Here is a 17781-nt window from a genome sequence, read left to right on the forward strand (position 1 = left end):
TCTCTATTGCACATTTTGAAACTCATTTCTTATTATTCGGAACTTTAAGCGAAAGGTCTAATTTTCAATAACAAAGCGTCCCCAAAGTTCAGATTTCCAAACTCTATATGATTCACTGCTAAAATAACTACTTCATTTTTCTTAAATTCTGGTTTTTCTGATACTTCAATTCCCATCTCCTTTACTACAGAATCTCTATCGACTAAAGGATCATAAACGCTAACGACAGCACCAAAATCTTTAAGCTCATTGACTAAATCAAGCACTTTAGTATTTCTAAAGTCAGAACAGTTTTCTTTATAAGCAAATCCTAAAACAAGAATCCGTAAACCAATTAGATTTAAGCCTTGAGCCGTAATTATCTTCATGGCTTTATGTGCTGCAAACTTACCCATTTCTTCATTTACCAACCTACCAGCACCAATTACTTTTGGATCATAATCTAAAGCTCTAGCCTTGTAAATCATATAATAAGGGTCAACACTAATGCAGTGACCTCCTACTAATCCTGGCTTAAAGTCTAAAAAGTTCCATTTGGTTTTTGCAGCAATGAGAACATCATTCGTCTCAATGCCCATTTTGTCAAAAATAAGAGCTAACTCATTAACAAAAGAGATATTTACGTCTCTTTGGCAGTTCTCAACAAGCTTTGCCGCTTCCGCTACTTTTATCGAGGGAGCCAAATGGGTCTCTACCTCCAGAATGGAACGATATAATTCATCAACCATTTTAGCTATTTCTGGACTTGAACCAGACGTAACTCTCACAATAGACTCAATACTTTTTGTTTCGCCTGGGCTGTACCTCTCTGGAGAATAACCAATCCCAAAATCTTCATTTAACCTTAGCCCAGAAATAGACTCAATTATAGGTATACAAAATTCTTCCGTACAGCCAGGATAAGTCGTTGATTCATAAATTACTAAATCTCCTTTTCTTAAAACTAAACTTATAGCAGATGTTGCAGCCTCCAAAAAGGATAGGTCGGGTTCTTTCTCGCTATTTACAGGAGTTGGCACCGTTACTATGAAAGCTGTCCGCTGTTTATTTACTGGAAGATGATTTTGAAATACTAACGAGGTTTTTTCTTTTAAAAACGGTTGCTTAACAATGTTTTTTGAATCAATACCTTGATTCAATTCATCCACCCGTTTTCGATTTACATCTACACCAATAGTCCTGTATTTATTTGAAAAAGAAATGGCTGTTGGTAGGCCTACGTAACCTAGACCTACAACTACAATTTGTAAACCAGAATCAATCTTCCAATGCATTATTCAGAAAGGTGTTTCGAAGTAAGAAGAACAAAATAAATGCAAGCAAAGACCAGTTCAAATATATATAGTAATAGTCTCTTACATCTTTAACAAGCGTTTCTGCGAATCTAGTTTTTTCTAAGCCGTCTATATTTTCAAAAACACCCAACAATGATTCTCTAGACACTGCTGAATAAAACATTGCATCAGTGTTAGTGGCAATCTTATTTAAGATTTGGGCGTTTGTAGCTTCTACTCCTATGTTAGTTCCTACTGCAATGGTATAAATTCTTATACCAAATGATTTTGCTAAATCTGAAGCCGATTCCGGAGACAGGTTTCCCGCAGTATTGTCTCCATCACTTAAAAGAATTATAGCCTTGCTTTCTCCAGAAGCATCCCTAAGCCTATTTATAGAAGTTGCGATGGCATTACCAATGGCCGTACCAGATGCATTTATCATATCCCATGATACCTTATCTAAATAATCTGCTAAAACATCATAGTCTGAAGTTAGCGGACAAATAGAAAGAGATTCGCCAGCAAATACCACCAACCCAATTTTATCATTCGCTCTTTTGTCCAAAAACTGTAGGGCTACTAGTTTTGCAGCACTTAGTCTATTTGGCACCAAGTCCGCGGTTCTCATGGACTCCGAAACATCTAAAGCTATTATGATATTAATTCCTTCAGCTAATGTTTCATCCGAATCTAGGCTCCGCTGTGGTCGGGCTAGAGCAAGTAACAGTAAGGCAGTGGCTAGGCCAAAAATAGCAGGTACTACAAACCTTAGATTTTTTAACCAACTATTTGATATGCTCTCTTTTTTGACCGTCAGGTTTAGCTTTTGACCTGTATTCCCTCCAAAAAACCATCTTAAAATAAATAATAAGGGAATTCCTAAGATTAAATAGAGGTACATAGGGTTTGCCCATATAAATCCTCTAAGCGTAGCTGGAGAAAACCAGTAAAAGGAAAACCATTCTGCCATCATTACATTTTATAAGCTTCCACGGCTTTTCTAACACTTCCATGTTTCAGGAGAAGGTTTTGAGCCAATTCGAAATCAATAGCTAATTCATTCATAACCATTCTGGTACCTCGCTCCACTAATTTATCATTAGATAGCTGCATGTCTACCATTTTATTTCCTTTGACTTTTCCTAGCTGAATCATTACTGCTGTAGAAATCATATTTAGAACGAGTTTTTGAGCTGTTCCTGATTTTAGCCTAGTACTTCCTGTTATAAACTCAGGCCCAACAATTACCTCAACTGGATAATTTGCGGCAGCGGCAACACCACTTCCCGCATTACAAACGATACAACCTGTTAAAACACCAGACTCATTAGATTTTTTAAGTCCTCCTATTACATACGGTGTTCTTCCACTGGCTGCTATTCCAATTACAGTATCATTTGAATTTATACCGTAAGCCTCCAAATCCTTCCAAGCTTGTTCTTCATCATCTTCTGCAAACTCTACTGCCTTTCGGATGGCACTATCTCCGCCAGCAATAATTCCTACCACCAAATCATGACTTACACCAAAAGTAGGAGGACACTCTGAAGCATCTACTACACCTAGGCGACCGCTAGTTCCAGCACCGATATAGAATAGTCTACCACCATTCTTCATCCTTTTGACTATCTCAGTCACAAGGGCCTCTATCTGAGGTATAACCTTTTCTACCGCAACAGGAACAGACCTATCTTCCTGGTTCATTCCTTGAAGAAGTTCCTTCACAGATTTATTCTCCAAGTTGTCATGATTTGAACTTGACTCTGTTGATAATTCTAATAAATCAGCCATTCGTGTGTTATTTAGACAGTTCAGCAAAGTGTTTATAAAACAATGGAATAGTCTCTATCCCTTTAAAGAAGTTGAAAACACCATAGTTCTCATTTGGCGAGTGCAATGCATCTGAATCTAAACCAAAACCAAACAATATTGATTTCAAGCCTAGCACCTCTTCAAACAAAGCAACAATTGGAATGCTTCCTCCTCCGCGTGTTGGCACTGGTGTTTTACCAAAGGCTTCCTGCATTGCATTAAAAGCGGCCTGATATCCTATGGAGTCAGTAGGTGTAACATAAGGCTGCCCACCATGGTGTCTTGAAACGGTGACTTTCACCGTGGAAGGAGCTATCGCTTTAAAATGCTTATCAAACAGTTCTGAAATCTCTATCCAGTCTTGGTCTGGTACTAGTCTCATTGAAATTTTTGCGTTAGCCTTTGACGGTAATACCGTTTTAGACCCCTCGCCCGTATAACCACTCCAAATTCCATTTACATCCAAGGTTGGCCTAATGGCTGCCCTTTCTCTTGTGGTATATCCTTTCTCCCCCGCTACATCATCAATATTCAAATCGCTCTTATACTCTTCCTCATCAAAAGGAGCTTTCTCTAAAGCCTCTCTCTCTTCCACAGTTAATTCTACTACTTTATCATAGAAGCCCTCTACCATAATTTTTCCATCTTCGTCGTGAAGAGACGCTATCATTTTTGCCAAAACATTGGCTGGATTTGCTACTGCTCCACCGTATACCCCAGAATGTAAATCTCTATTTGGTCCAGTTACCTCCACTTCCATGTAAGAAAGGCCTCTCAAGCCAGTCTCTACAGATGGAATATCATTCGCAATAATAGATGTATCAGAAATCAGAATAATATCTGCTGCCAATTTCTCCTTATTCGCCTTAATAAAAGTTTCAAGGTTTTCAGAACCAACTTCCTCTTCTCCTTCAAACATAACTTTAACATTACAAGTCAAAGAATTATTTTGAAGCATGCCTTCGATGGCCTTTACATGCATGTAAATTTGACCTTTATCATCACAGGCACCTCGAGCGAAAATAGCTCCGTCTGGATGCACTTTTGATTTTTTAATTACTGGTTCAAAAGGTGGAGAATCCCAAAGTTCATAAGGATCTGCGGGCTGAACATCATAGTGTCCATACACCAAAATAGTTGGTAAATTCTTATCAATAATCTTTTCAGAGAAAACTATTGGATGACCTTCCGTTGGGCAAATTTCTGCCAGATCCATCCCAGCGTCTAAAAGCTTGTTTTGAATCCAAGAGGCAGCCGCCTGCATATCACCATCAAATTTGGGATCGGCACTTACCGAAGGGATTCTAAGAAAATCAAAAAGCTCGTCTAAAAATCGTTGTTTATTTTTCTCAATGAATGATTTCATACCTTAAATTACCTTTAATTTAGGCAAAGGTACATATACTAAATCATTCGAAATAAACTTGAGATTATCTATTTGAAAAAACGACTACTTCGGTGGATATTTGTTTTCGTTGCCTGCTAAAAGTCTTTTTACATTTTCTCTGTGCGTGAACAAGAGAAGTAAAAAAAGAGCAAGAGCCATAGCATGAAAAAAATGCTCGTCTGGTCTTCTAAAGAAGTTAAATGGAATAAAAGAAAAAGAACCCATTAATGAAGCCAAAGAAACATACTTGCTGAAAGTCAGAACTATAGCGAAAACCACTAGGCAAACTAATGCACCGTAAGGGTTTAGAGCCAAAATAACACCAAAGGAAGTAGCAATGCCTTTTCCTCCTTTAAAACCTGCGAAGATTGGAAGAAGATGGCCAATCACTGCAGCAAAGCCAACGATTATTAAAGTTGATTCGTCTGAACCTAAAATTTTTTTGGCAATAAAAATTGCTAAAAAACCTTTAAGCATATCAATGATTAAAACTGCTAAACCAGCTTTTTTGCCTAAAACTCTTAATGAGTTTGTGGCACCTGCATTTCCAGAGCCAAACTCTCTCACATCTACTTTATGGAAAAATCTGCCATAGAGTACAGCTGTGGGAATCGAACCAAGTAAATAAGCCAGTAATATTAAACCTGCAACAGGAAGCATTTGATACGGTGAAATTTTTTGAATTGCAAAACTAAATAAATTGTACCATTTTAAGACAACCACTTTGCATATAATTCACAAACAACTCAACAACAGTTAATTATAAAATAAAAAGTGTTTATTGAATTTACCTATTTCAACTTTACTCCCTTTTTCTTTAAGGCTAAATCATGTGCTGTATCATAATAAGAACGTAGGTTAGCCCAATCGAAGATGTCCGAAAAGTTTTCAACTCTATTTCGCTGCATTATTCTATCTCGCCTGTTCATGGTCACAAAATTGAAAAGTTGATCAGCTAACTGCTCCGCAGCTTCATCATAATTTTTCTTCTTTCTGTCTACCACATAAACCCCAACATTTTCATAATCCTTCATTATTTGGAGCATAAAATCACCAAAACCAGACAAGTCAGATGTTACCGTTGGAATTCCTCTAATAACGCACTCTAATGGCGTATAACCCCAAGGCTCATAATAACTAGGAAAAACGCCCAAGTGGCACCCTCTAACAAACTGACCATACTCTAAACCAAACAAAGGATTAGTGGTGGAAATAAAATCAGGATGATAAACGAACTTCACTCTATCCTCCTTGTTATTTTTCATATTAGAATGATCAAAAAATTCGGTAATTTGATCAGGACCTTTAAGCAAATGGGTTGTGGTTTGAGGCAGGTTATGTGTCTTCCATGTTTGTATGGTTCTTCTTAGTCGAAGTCTCCAATAATCTTCTACAAACGTATTTAAGTCTGGCAAGGTTGGGTCTTCATTGGCTGCAGAAGCATAGAACAATTGCTCTCCAATTTGTTCTTCAATAGACTCGCATGTTTGCTTAATTTCTTCCATTACGGCCCTTGATTGAAGAACCTCAGGGTTGATGGAATGAACAGGGTTTCTCGTAATAATAAACATGACCACTGTGGTGTCAATATTATTCTTGACTAGCTTAAAATTTAGCCTTTTAAGTGCTTCTAACGTTATGTCATAACCCTTATTTTTAAACTCATACCTTCCAGAAGTAAAGAAATACAAGGTATTGTCTAAATCCCAGCTATAGCTTTGGAAGAAATGTCCCATCACAAACTGGTTTATCTTCTGTTTAAATTTAATATGCAGGTTTTGGAACTCGTGTGTGGCAGCATAACGCGTAATATTAAGTCCATTAGGTAATATTAAATCACATTTTCTTTCAAAAAACACCTCACATTCCTTTGCTGTAATTTCACTAACTGTTGTAAGTACATGACAGCTTTGTGCAGCATGATGCTCTATTCCTGCCTGTGCTTCGATGTTATAATTTCTTGCTTCTACCTCCCAATTATAATTAGGTAAATCTTCATAAAAGTTTTCAACGTTACCCGCAATATACCTTCCGAGCATAGTAGCATGTGTAGTGAATATAGTGGCTAAGTCAATCTTATTTTTAGCAAGATTTAAAATTGGAACAGCCGACATCCACTCATGAAAATGGGCTATAACATTTAATTTCTTTGAGTGATTATTGACAAACTCCGTAAGGTAAAGTTCAATGTAGTGACCAAAAGCTATAACTTGATTAACCAGTGGTTCCGCATTTATGGTACTTATTTTATGGTCTTCCCAAAGCTCAAACTTCAGATTGTCAATACCCTCTAAGGCTTTTGCAAAGTCAATAAGTATCATTCTTGGTCTGCCTGTAACTAGCCAATGACCATAATACACCGTAATACCACTTTTCTTAAGTTCCTCTGCTGCCTTACAAAATGGGGAGTCGTCTGAAGATTCTTCAAATTCTATAGACGCTGTTTGGTCAAAATATGGCCCAATAAGACAATAATCATCCCCCCACTTTTCCACCATGGCAGGTACTTTTGAGCGGATAACGGTATAAATACCTCCTACTTGATTACAAACTTCCCATGCAAGTTCAAATAGAACTTCTTTTGACTGTTTTCTCGGCTCTACCTTAAATGTCTCTTGTGATGCTTTTACAAATTTCTTTACTGCCATATTAAAACAATTCTCCGGTTCTATGTTTGGGTACTATATTTAAATGTTTATAAGCTTTTTCCGTGGCTTCACGTCCTCTAGAAGTTCTCTTCAAAAATCCCTCTTGAATCAAAAATGGTTCATATACCTCCTCTATTGTCTCTGCCTCCTCGCTACAAGCTGTTGCTATGGTAGAAAGACCAACAGGCCCTCCTTTAAATTTATCAATTATAGTGTGTAGAATTCTATTATCCATCTCATCTAAGCCATGCTCATCCACATCTAGAGCTCCTAAAGCAAACTTTGCGATTTCAATATCAATTTTTCCTGAACCTTTTACTTGAGCAAAATCTCTTGTTCTTCTTAATAGATTATTAGCTATTCTAGGGGTACCTCTACTTCTTCTTGCTATTTCAAAAGTACCTTGAGCTGTTATGGGCGTCTCCAAAATTTGAGCAGACCTACCAACAATTACACTCAAAAGCTTAGCATCATAATATTCCAATCTAGCATTAATTCCGAATCTGGCTCTCAAAGGAGCTGTTAACAATCCGGCCCTAGTAGTAGCTCCAATTAAGGTAAATGGATTAAGCGAAATTTGAACACTTCTTGCATTTGGACCTGAGTCCAACATGATGTCAATTTTATAATCTTCCATAGCTGAGTATAAATACTCTTCCACTATCGGGTTCAATCTATGAATTTCATCGATAAAAAGCACATCATTTTCTTCTAGATTTGTCAATAAACCCGCTAAATCACTGGGTTTATCTAAAACAGGGCCTGAAGTTATCTTAATTGATGCGTTAAGCTCATTGGCAATAATGTAGGATAAAGTAGTTTTTCCTAAACCTGGAGGGCCATGAAGCAAGACATGATCCAATGCTTCTTCTCTCTGCTTGGCGGCAAGCACAAATATTTTCAAGTTTTCAAGCACTTTTGCTTGGCCCGTAAAATCTTCAAAATTTACAGGTCTTAAAGCTCTTTCAATATCCCTATCAATAGGATTAAGCTTTTCTTGCTCTCCGTCTAAATAGTCTTCCCGCATAAAATTCGTTACAGAATTAAATTTGGTAAAAATACGAATTGTGACTTAGCAAGATCTTTATTGCGGAAAGAAAAGATCTATTTTTTTTACTTGAGTACCCATACCGAACCCATTTCTTTCAAGACGCCTCTTTCTGGAAAGTCTAAAGCTTTATAGGTCAACACATAAGGATAAAGTGTTGGGGCTTGTATTTTTCCCTTAACTCTTCCGTCCCACTTAATATCTAAATTATCTGTCTCAAAAACCAACTCACCCCATCTATTAAACACTTTGAGATTTACTTCATCTAAGTAGGCATATTCGATTTTGAATGATTGATTTACAGCAATTGGACCAATCGGTGAAAAAGCTTCTGGAAAGAAAACTCTGGGTTCACAGCCTTCTAATACTTCAATTTCATCACTGGTGGAACATTCAAAATTATTTTCTACCTCCAGGGTATACACCGAAGGGGCTATTACTTCCTGAATAGAATCACTCGCATTTCCTCCCAATGGAACGCCAGTGGCGGTTCCCCAACTGTAAGTAAAAGTATCGCCTCCAGTTACTGCCGCATACAACTTTGCCTTTATAACTGGAAAGTCTCTTGTGCACACATAGGCGAAATCAGGAAGAGCAGAGACTGGAGAAGGTTTTATATAAATGGAGTCTACCAAAACCTCTTGTGTACATTCCGTTTCTGTAGCTTCTAATAGCTTATCAATAACCTGAGAGTTAATTATACCACTCAGTGGCGATTTGTTGAAAACCTTTATTATTACCTTAATTCTATTCCAGCCGAGTTTTGGAAAAGTATAATTGACATTTTCACCTTTCATGGTGGTTCCATCTTCAAACTCCCATGTAATTTCATTCCGCATAGGATCACAAATTCCTTGAGCTTCTAAGGCAGTAGCCGCATTAAAACAGTTTCCTGAATAATTAGCAGATGCTCCTCCACCTTCTTGTTCTTGATTGGCGTAAGTAACTGAAGGGAAACCCAAGCCAACAGTTCCATTAACCTCAATACCTCTATTAATATCATTATAACCCACTAAAGCAGGTCCGCCAAGCTCATCTGGTGCCTGTAAATAAGCAATCTTATCGCTATCTTTTACAGCCATATATAGAAATTTTTCACCTGAACTGTTTGGGTTAATTGGTCCCAGTTGTAAGGCCCCAAATTGTTCTGTATTTGATTCATCTATAGTTAAAATATTAGCCTGGATTATGGCTGGGTCTGTATAAAAGACAGGAATTTGAAGCAAGTAAGATGTTTCTCCGTTAGCTGGATCTCCTGAAATAGTGGCATAAAGTAAATTACCATCAGGGCTAAACGAAAGACCATAAACAGTCGGTGGAGCAGAAATTCCAAGATTAATAGTTATTGGATTTGAAAAGGCTTTGGTATCTGGATCGTAAGTAAGCACTTCCACCACATTATCACCACCAATAACTCCAGACTGAGCCATTTGGGTACCTTGTTCATCAAAAACGGTATAACCCGTATTAGAATCTACCTCGTCTTGGAATATTCCTATTCCTGTCTCTGTTGTTTGAATTCCTACAGAATCTATTCCAATAATTTGAATTTGATTATTGCCTAGTTCATGAGTGAAAATGTCAAAACCTGTTTCGTCTGGTTTTGGAAGAACAGTGACCTTATCTGTAATTCCTGCGGCAACAGGTACATCCCTTTCTACAATTTGCCCCATGCCTCCATTGTACCGAAGGTCAATAACGCTGTAAGACAAAAGCCCTGTGTCAATATCCTTAGAAAAGACATAGTATTGATGGTGAGGGCACTCATTACAGCTACTTTTAGGGATAATAGTTAAGCCTTGAGATGCGGTATTATTTCCATTAAGTAAGCCAACGCCATTAGCATCCAAAACGGGCTCATCATTGCCATCATAAACATTTTTACCATCAGAATAAAAAGCCAAACTCCCAGAAGGGCCATAAACCATTGCCGTGGCTACTTCAGAATCTAAAGGGTTTGACCTTCCAGCAGCAGGAGAAATAGTTATGCTATCTGTTTCAACCTCAGCAAAAAAATCACCTTCGGGGTCTAGCGAGTCTCTCGGTATCTCAACACCACCATCACTTTGAAATTCTAAAGTGGCTCCTTTTCCAAAAAACCACTCCTCATTTCCGCCACCGCCGCCGGCTTCCTCATAACAAAACTTTACATTTATTTTAGCGGTACGCGAACAACCATCAGGACCGAAAACCTCTACAGAATAACAGCCAGAAGAATCAACATCAATAGTTTTAGTAGTATCGCCTCCAGGATACCATAAATAAGAATAATTAGAAGTTCCAACTGCTAATTTAAATGGATTAAGTGTTAGAGCACTATTATCACAAACCGTAGTATCCGCTGAAGTTACTCCGTTAAATTTAGGCTGCTGTGGCAAACTTCCTATCGAAACTGTTTTTGAAACTGTTGAAGTTATCCCAGCTTTAGAAATCTTTGTTAAAGAAACCTGATAATCGCCCGCAGTGCTATAAAAAAACTGTGGGTTTCTTGTAGTTGCTTGGCTAGGATTGGTTGGGTCTCCAAAATCCCATACCCAACTTTCTGAATCCAAATCTGTATCAAAAAAATAAGTCGCATTAGGGCATCCTTCCAATGCTCCACCTTCTCCTGTCGTAATATCCAATACACAGGATTTAGGACTAACATAAAATTGACCCCAAGACTGACCCGCACCAAAGGATGCAAGCGTCAAAAGCGACAGTTTTATTATATTTTTCCTAGTTAAGCGAAACATTTTATAAATTTCTTATCAAAAAATGACTCAAAAATTAAACCAACGGTTTAATATTAGATACGAGATTAAAGGTAAAATTGCCTTTAGAAAACGACATTTTAGCCCTTTTATTCATTTATTCCTACCAGATTTTAACATGAAAATCAAAATAAGTATCGGAAACATCAATAATTGTATTGAGGTTTCTGATAAGATTCCAGAATTCTCTGACAAAAAATATGACATCACAGACTATAAACGAAGGCTCGATAAAACCTTTCATTTAATACTGATAGCCTATGATAATAACGAAGCCGTAGGTTTTAAGGTTGGCTATGATAGAGATAAAAATGGAACATTCTATAGCTGGATGGGTGGAGTTATTCCTGAATATAGGCAAAGAGGCGTGGCTAAAGAACTTGCAAAAAGACAAGAACAGCTGGTGCGAAAAGAAGGTTTTAAGTTTATTTCGTTTAAAACTAGGAATTATTTAAAAGCAATGCTGGTCTTCGGAATTCGCAATGGATTCAATATTACTGGCATTGAAGAAAAGAATATTGCTTCTGAAAACAGAATCATTCTTAAAAAGGCACTTAATTGAATTGAAAAACCCTAGAAATTTAATGTTGAAAAACATATCCTTATTTTTGCAAAAAAAATTAGTATTTGATGAAGTATTCTATTGTGGCCTATGGCGATCCTGTTTTAAGAAAGGAATGTCGTGACATTGAAAAAGATGAGCTAGATGTTAAAAAACTAGCGGAAGATATGTTTGAAACAATGTATGCGGCTTCTGGGGTTGGCCTAGCCGCTCCTCAAATTGGTAAAGACATTAGAATTTTTGTAGTGGATGGTCATCAAATAAATGAAAATTTAGAGGAAGGAGAAGATGTGAATCCGTCATTAGTAAACTTTAAAAAAGTTTTTATCAACGCGGAAATCTTGGATGAAACTGGTGAAGAATGGGCCTATGAGGAGGGCTGCCTAAGTATTCCAGACGTTAGGGCTGATATATACAGACCTGAAACACTAACAATTAGGTATTTTGACACAGACTGGAACGAGCATACTGAGGTTTATGATGATATGGCTGCTAGAATTATCCAACATGAATATGACCATATAGACGGAATTCTTTTTACCGACTTAGTAAGTCCATTGAAAAAGCAAATGCTTAAGAAGAAGCTAAACAACATTTCAAAGGGAATAGTAAAAGCCGACTATAAAATGCGTTTCTACAAAAAGTAAAATGAAAAACGACCTACAGGTAGCGATAATTCAACCAGATACATACTGGGAAAATCCGGAAGCAAATAGGTCGGAGTTGGAAGAAATGATTTCTTCTTTAGATACTTCTGTGGATTTAATAGCTATGCCAGAAATGTTTTCAACAGGCTTTAGCACAAATCCACAGAAGATAGCTGAACCAATGAATCTCACCACTCATAGGTGGATGAAACAAATGGCGAAAAGATATAATGCCGCCATATGTGGAAGCTTGGTTATAAAAGAAGGTGAAAATTTCTTCAATCGCTTACTTTTTGTCAAACCTGACGGCGAAACCTCCTTCTATGATAAACGCCATCTCTTTGCTTACGGCGGAGAAGACGCTCTTTACAGCAAAGGTTCTGAACAAGTAATAATTAATTATAAAGGCTGGAATATTTGCCCATTGATATGTTATGACCTCCGTTTTCCTGTTTTTTCAAGAAATAATAAGCTCGAATATGACATATTGTTGTATGCAGCAAATTGGCCTGCAAAAAGAGAAAACGTTTGGGAAACGCTACTAAAAGCGAGGGCAATTGAAAATCAAGCATATGTAATTGGTGTAAACCGAGTTGGAACCGATGAAAACAAACTCGTTTATAATGGTCATTCAGCCATCATTGACCCGAAGGGCTATGAATTAAAAAAGCTAGGCAACAAAAGTGAAATGAGTATTTCCACTTTGTCAAAAAAGAATTTGGATGACTTTCGTGAAAAGTTTCCAGCTCACCTAGATGCCGATGATTTTCAATTAATGAAGGGATAACAATTATATTTTATCAGCAATATTTCTATCGTTTGATAAACGTGGCACTTTGTTTTGACCTCCAAGTTTTCCTATTGATTTCATATAATCTATAAAAGCATTTCTCTTCAAAACCTTTATCACAAGCGGTTTTAATATGCTTCCTACAATCAAGTCTTTGTAATAGGCATTTAGCTCAACTAGTTTTTGATCTAAGTCATTTGCGAAAGAAACCAAATCGTTAGGCTCTTGTTCAAATTCAATAAGCCACTCATGGTAGGGTAAACCTTCTACAGGAGCCACCATAGGAGCTACAGTATATTCTACCAGTGAAACTTCTGGATGCCTTTCACAAGCATATTTCATGGCCTTTTCTATTTCTTCTCCAATCACGTGTTCACCAAAAGCAGAAATGAAATGCTTAATTCTTCCAGAAACAATAATTCTGTAAGGGTCAAGCGAAACGAACTTGACTGTATCACCAATAGAATACCCCCAAAGGCCCGCATTGCTATTTATTATCAGAGCGTAGTTTTTATTAAGTTCTACTTCGCCAATGCTTAGGCGTGTAGGGTTTTCATCAAAATATTCTTCCGCAGGAATAAACTCATAAAAAATCCCACTATCTAGAAGCATTAGAAGCCCTTCAGACTCAAATTTATCTTGATAGGCTATAAATCCTTCAGAAGCAGGATACAGCTCAATAGAGTCTACCTTTTTCCCAATTGATTCAAATAATTTAGCCTTATAAGGCTCAAAGTTTACTCCTCCGTAAACAAAAAGGTCAAATTCAGGAAAGACTTCTTTAATCTGCTTGCCTGTTCTCGCGTTAATCTTATCAAAATACATTTGCACCCACGGTGGAATACCTGAGATAAGACTCATTGGCTGCTTGATAGTCTCCTCAATAATAGCCTCTAATTTCTCCTCCCAATCTTCTATGCAATTAGTATTGTAACTAGGGAGTTGATTTGTTTTCAAATAACCTGGAACATGGTGATTTGAAATACCGGATAATCTTCCCGTATGAATCCCAGCTGTTTTTGACATAACAGGGCTTCCTGAAAGAAAAATTAGCTTATGGTCTAAAAATTTAGACTTCCCTGTTTCATGAATATAGTTTAGTAAAGCGTTTTTAGCAGAGCCAATATGATTATGAATAGAATCAGTGGTAATGGGAATGTATTTGATTCCTGAGGTTGTTCCTGAGGTTTTTGCAAAGTATAGTGGCTTTCCTTTCCAAAGCACGTCGCTTTCGCCCGCAATAATTTTCTCAACATAAGGTTTTAAGCCTTCATAGTCATTTACAGGAACAGCCTGCTTAAAATCAGTGTAAGATTCTATTTCGACAAACTTATGGTCTTTCCCAAAAACAGTATTCGAAGCATTTTTTACGATACTTTTCCGCCATTTCTCCTGAACAGCTTCCGCATTTGACTTCCACTTTTCCTGTTTATTTGCCGTATAGGCAGCCAGCGGCTTACTTAGACTAGATTTTATTCCCATTGCTACAAAACTATACAGAAAAGCTAAAATGATTTCTATTTACCCTTAAAACCAAAAAAATCCCATGAAACTAATCATGGGATTTTTTATTAAACATTTCTGATTAAGCTTCTAAAACAGCTTCAGCCAAAACCAGAACTTTATTATTTACTATTTCAATAACTCCACCGTCTACAATCAAAGAGCTTTTAGAGCCTCCTTGTTCGTACGTCAAATTACCTTTAGCTAAAGTACTAACTAAGGGAGCATGATCATTTAAAACTTGAAACTCTCCATTCTTTCCCGGCAAGGTCACTACTGACACTTCGCCTTCAAAAACGTTTTTATCTGGTGTTATTATTTCTAAAATCATAATCTACTCAATTAATTGATTTGAAAAGAATTACTGGTTGTTTGCTTCTGCCAATAATCTCTCTCCTTTAACTACGGCGTCTTCTATTGTACCTACTAAGTTAAACGCAGCTTCAGGAAGGTGGTCATAAAGACCATCCATAATCTCGTTAAATCCTTTAATGGTGTCATTAATATCAACCAATACTCCTTGAAGACCAGTAAACTGCTCTGCAACAAAGAAAGGCTGAGATAAGAAACGCTGAACTCTACGAGCTCTAGTTACTATCAACTTATCTTCTTCAGAAAGTTCTTCTAAACCAAGAATTGCGATAATATCTTGAAGTTCTTTGTAACGTTGAAGTGTGTTTTTTACTCGCTGGGCACAGTCATAATGAGCATCTCCTAAAACTTCAGCAGAAAGAATTCTTGAAGATGAATCTAAAGGATCCACTGCAGGATAAATTCCAAGTTCCGAAATCTTACGATTCAATACCGTAGTAGCATCCAAGTGAGCAAACGTTGTTGCTGGAGCCGGGTCAGTTAAATCATCAGCAGGTACGTAAACCGCCTGAACCGAAGTAATAGAACCTCTTTTTGTAGAAGCAATACGCTCCTGCATCACACCCATCTCGGTTGCCAGTGTTGGCTGGTAACCTACCGCTGATGGCATACGACCTAAAAGGGCAGAAACCTCAGAACCCGCTTGTGTAAAACGGAAAATATTATCAATAAAGAAAAGTATATCACGCCCTTTACCTTCACCATCTCCATCACGGAAATGCTCAGCAACTGTAAGACCAGATAAGGCTACTCTTGCACGAGCCCCCGGAGGTTCGTTCATTTGACCGAAAATAAATGTTGCTTGAGAATCTTTCAAAGCTTCTTTATCCACTTTGCTCAAATCCCATCCACCTGCTTCCATGGACTCTTTAAAAGCATCACCGTATTTCACAATACCAGACTCAATCATCTCACGAAGCAAATCATTTCCTTCACGAGTACGCTCACCTACTCCAGCAAATACGGATAAACCTTCGTATGCTTTCGCAATATTATTAATTAGCTCTTGAATCAATACTGTTTTACCAACACCAGCACCTCCAAATAAACCAATTTTCCCTCCCTTTACATAAGGAGCTAAAAGGTCAATAACCTTAATACCTGTAAAAAGTACTTCGGTAGTAGTAGCTAAGTCTTCAAACTTAGGAGCCGAACGGTGGATAGAAAGACCAGGAGTAGTTACTTCTCCTAAACCATCAATTGCTTCTCCAACAACGTTGAAAAGACGACCTTTGATTTCTTCACCAGTTGGCATCATGATTGGCGAACCCAAGTGTGTTACATCCATTCCTCTTTGAAGACCATCTGTAGAATCCATCGCAATAGCTCTAATTCTATCTTCTCCAAGGTGTTGTTGACACTCTAAGATTACTTTTTGACCATTTGGTTTAATAACAGACAATGCGTCGAGTATTGCAGGGATTTGAGAGTCTTTGCCCTCAAAGCTTACATCAACTACAGGTCCAATTATTTGTGAAATTTTACCGATATTCGCCATATCAAGATATATTTTGTTCGTCTATGTTGAGTTTTGGAATGCAAAATTAAAAACTCCGACAGTGAAAACAAACTTCTCCCTCTTTGTTTTTTGCATTTTTTGAAGAGAATCCACATATTTTTCCATAAATAATAGGAGGATATGGTGAATTAGAGGCCCAATGTATCCTTTAGAACAGTGCCTTACCCTTTTTCCATTCCCAATAAAATGCGAAAAAAACTAAGCAGTATTCTATAAAGAGGAGCCATAAGTTTTCTTTTACAGGACTAAATGAGTAGGCAAAATACGAAAGGCAAACCGTGTAAGTCCAGACTACTGGGAAACGAAAGTGGGTAAAAAGAGAAATTCCAAAAAGTGTGATTATGTACCAAGGATGCACCGTAGTAGTGCAGCTTACGTATATAAGTAAGATCAAAAGCGAAGCTTTTACAAACCTTAAAGAAGAAAAAGACACTTTTAGAATTAGAGCAAGACTTATAAAAGCAAGCATTGGTCCGAAATAATAGATAAGATTATAACCTGTTAGCCACTGCCCTAACTCTCTTAACAGAAAATAAAAACTGGCATTAAACTCAAACTTGTGAAAATATAAATCGAGTGAGTTTAAGATGTTGGACAGGAGTTCGCTTTGAAAAAATGGTATGAAGAGTAAGATATTTGTCACTATGGTAACTCCAACAAAAAAAAGCCCTTTCTTAAATCCCAATTTCCTCCAAATAAGCGGCAGAAAAATAAGTGGCAAGAGTTTCACCGAAACAGAAAAAGCGAAAAAGATTGCGGATAAATAAACCTTATTAAATCTCAGATAAGTATAATACGCCGCTAACAAAAACATGAACATAAGCCCTTCAAAGTGCAGACTACCAATGGTTTCAATAATTAAAAAAGGGTTAAAGGCGTAGATAGTCAACGCTTTAATTGTTCTGGAGTTTGAGTAGTGAAGCTCATTACAAATTCCCTTTATCAAATAAAAGTTGGCTAAGAAGGCTCCTATTAAAATTAAGCGAAAAGAAACAATGCTTCCTTGAATAGTTCCTCCTCCCATGAAAGCACCTAACTGAAAAAAATACTGCTTCAGCGGTGGATATAAACTATAATAATTTGGAGAGTTCAGTTTTCCAAAAAGTCCGTCTATTGTACCAAACTCAAAAATCGATGGTAAATATAAGTAAGGGTTGAACCCTTTGATACCTAAAATACCGTCCCAGATAAATCGGTAAATATCATCAGATAGTATTGGAATAAAACCTATAAAAACAAACCTGAAAAGTAAAGCAACAATTAAGAGGTGCCAGGCCTTAAGTTTCGCTTTTTTTATACTATAAAAGTAAAGTGCGAACAAGCCAGACAGGACAACAAAGTAGGTAAAAAAATCTTCACGCTCTTGATGAACAAAAACGAGAACAGCGTATAGTAAAAGAGAAATTGTCAGAACAACATATCGCATAAAAAAACCGCCATTATTAAATGACGGTAATTTAGGG

The 17781-nt window shown here is 37.2% G+C and carries 15 protein-coding genes; 3 read left to right on the forward strand and 12 right to left on the reverse strand.

Going from position 1 to position 17781, the window contains the following annotated elements; genetic code table 11:
* Positions 1 to 44 precede the first annotated feature (44 nt).
* From AADJ06_RS10340 to AADJ06_RS10375, 8 genes are all read right to left on the reverse strand, one after another.
* Positions 45 to 1274, reverse strand: coding sequence for a nucleotide sugar dehydrogenase (locus AADJ06_RS10340; RefSeq protein ID WP_341226367.1), 1230 nt, complete (start codon positions 1272 to 1274; stop codon positions 45 to 47).
* Complete coding sequence (locus AADJ06_RS10345; RefSeq protein WP_341226368.1) at positions 1258 to 2250, reverse strand: VWA domain-containing protein; 993 nt, start codon at positions 2248 to 2250, stop codon at positions 1258 to 1260. Before AADJ06_RS10345 ends, AADJ06_RS10340 begins: the two co-directional genes overlap by 17 nt.
* Entirely contained in the window at positions 2250 to 3068 is an 819-nt protein-coding gene (gene murQ, locus AADJ06_RS10350) for an N-acetylmuramic acid 6-phosphate etherase (protein WP_341226369.1), read from the reverse strand. Before murQ ends, AADJ06_RS10345 begins: the two co-directional genes overlap by 1 nt.
* Positions 3069 to 3075: 7 nt before the next feature.
* Positions 3076 to 4455, reverse strand: a complete 1380-nt coding sequence (locus AADJ06_RS10355) for a dipeptidase (RefSeq protein WP_341226370.1) — start codon at positions 4453 to 4455, stop codon at positions 3076 to 3078.
* Between the two features lie 84 nt (positions 4456 to 4539).
* Complete coding sequence (gene plsY, locus AADJ06_RS10360; RefSeq protein WP_341226371.1) at positions 4540 to 5136, reverse strand: glycerol-3-phosphate 1-O-acyltransferase PlsY; 597 nt, start codon at positions 5134 to 5136, stop codon at positions 4540 to 4542.
* A gap of 131 nt (positions 5137 to 5267) precedes the next feature.
* Positions 5268 to 7124, reverse strand: coding sequence for a glycogen synthase (locus AADJ06_RS10365; protein WP_341226372.1), 1857 nt, complete (start codon positions 7122 to 7124; stop codon positions 5268 to 5270).
* A 1-nt stretch (position 7125) separates the two neighbouring features.
* Positions 7126 to 8151 (reverse strand): Holliday junction branch migration DNA helicase RuvB, encoded by a 1026-nt coding sequence (gene ruvB, locus AADJ06_RS10370; protein ID WP_341226373.1) that lies wholly within the window; start codon positions 8149 to 8151, stop codon positions 7126 to 7128.
* Positions 8152 to 8237: 86 nt separating this feature from the next.
* Positions 8238 to 10907, reverse strand: coding sequence for a PKD domain-containing protein (locus AADJ06_RS10375; RefSeq protein ID WP_341226374.1), 2670 nt, complete (start codon positions 10905 to 10907; stop codon positions 8238 to 8240).
* A 136-nt stretch (positions 10908 to 11043) separates the two neighbouring features.
* Here AADJ06_RS10375 and AADJ06_RS10380 point away from each other — a divergent pair, with 136 nt between their 5' ends.
* The 3 genes from AADJ06_RS10380 (at position 11044) to AADJ06_RS10390 (ending at position 12921) form a co-directional block, all read left to right on the forward strand.
* Positions 11044 to 11487: a GNAT family N-acetyltransferase gene (locus AADJ06_RS10380; RefSeq protein ID WP_341226375.1), complete on the forward strand. Its 444-nt coding sequence runs from the start codon at positions 11044 to 11046 to the stop codon at positions 11485 to 11487.
* 68 nt (positions 11488 to 11555) lie between these two features.
* Positions 11556 to 12134, forward strand: a complete 579-nt coding sequence (gene def / locus AADJ06_RS10385) for a peptide deformylase (protein ID WP_341226376.1) — start codon at positions 11556 to 11558, stop codon at positions 12132 to 12134.
* A 1-nt stretch (position 12135) separates the two neighbouring features.
* Positions 12136 to 12921, forward strand: a complete 786-nt coding sequence (locus AADJ06_RS10390) for an amidohydrolase (RefSeq protein ID WP_341226377.1) — start codon at positions 12136 to 12138, stop codon at positions 12919 to 12921.
* A gap of 3 nt (positions 12922 to 12924) precedes the next feature.
* On the opposite strand, the gene AADJ06_RS10395 is transcribed toward AADJ06_RS10390, so the two are convergent.
* The 4 genes from AADJ06_RS10395 to AADJ06_RS10410 all read right to left on the reverse strand — a co-directional run bounded on the left by AADJ06_RS10395 (position 12925) and on the right by AADJ06_RS10410 (position 17744).
* Positions 12925 to 14406 carry a GH3 auxin-responsive promoter family protein gene (locus tag AADJ06_RS10395; protein WP_341226378.1) on the reverse strand — a complete coding sequence of 494 codons (1482 nt, stop codon included), beginning with the start codon at positions 14404 to 14406 and terminating at the stop codon, positions 12925 to 12927.
* 103 nt (positions 14407 to 14509) lie between these two features.
* Positions 14510 to 14758, reverse strand: coding sequence for an ATP synthase F1 subunit epsilon (atpC, locus tag AADJ06_RS10400; protein WP_341226379.1), 249 nt, complete (start codon positions 14756 to 14758; stop codon positions 14510 to 14512).
* Between the two features lie 30 nt (positions 14759 to 14788).
* Positions 14789 to 16297: a F0F1 ATP synthase subunit beta gene (gene atpD, locus AADJ06_RS10405; RefSeq protein WP_341226380.1), complete on the reverse strand. Its 1509-nt coding sequence runs from the start codon at positions 16295 to 16297 to the stop codon at positions 14789 to 14791.
* A gap of 169 nt (positions 16298 to 16466) precedes the next feature.
* The gene (locus AADJ06_RS10410; protein WP_341226381.1) at positions 16467 to 17744 is read right to left on the reverse strand and encodes a hypothetical protein; all 1278 of its coding nucleotides are present in this window, start codon (positions 17742 to 17744) and stop codon (positions 16467 to 16469) included.
* Positions 17745 to 17781 lie beyond the last annotated feature (37 nt).

Source organism: uncultured Arcticibacterium sp. (genome assembly GCF_964021845.1).
Lineage (GTDB): Bacteria > Bacteroidota > Bacteroidia > Cytophagales > Spirosomataceae > Arcticibacterium.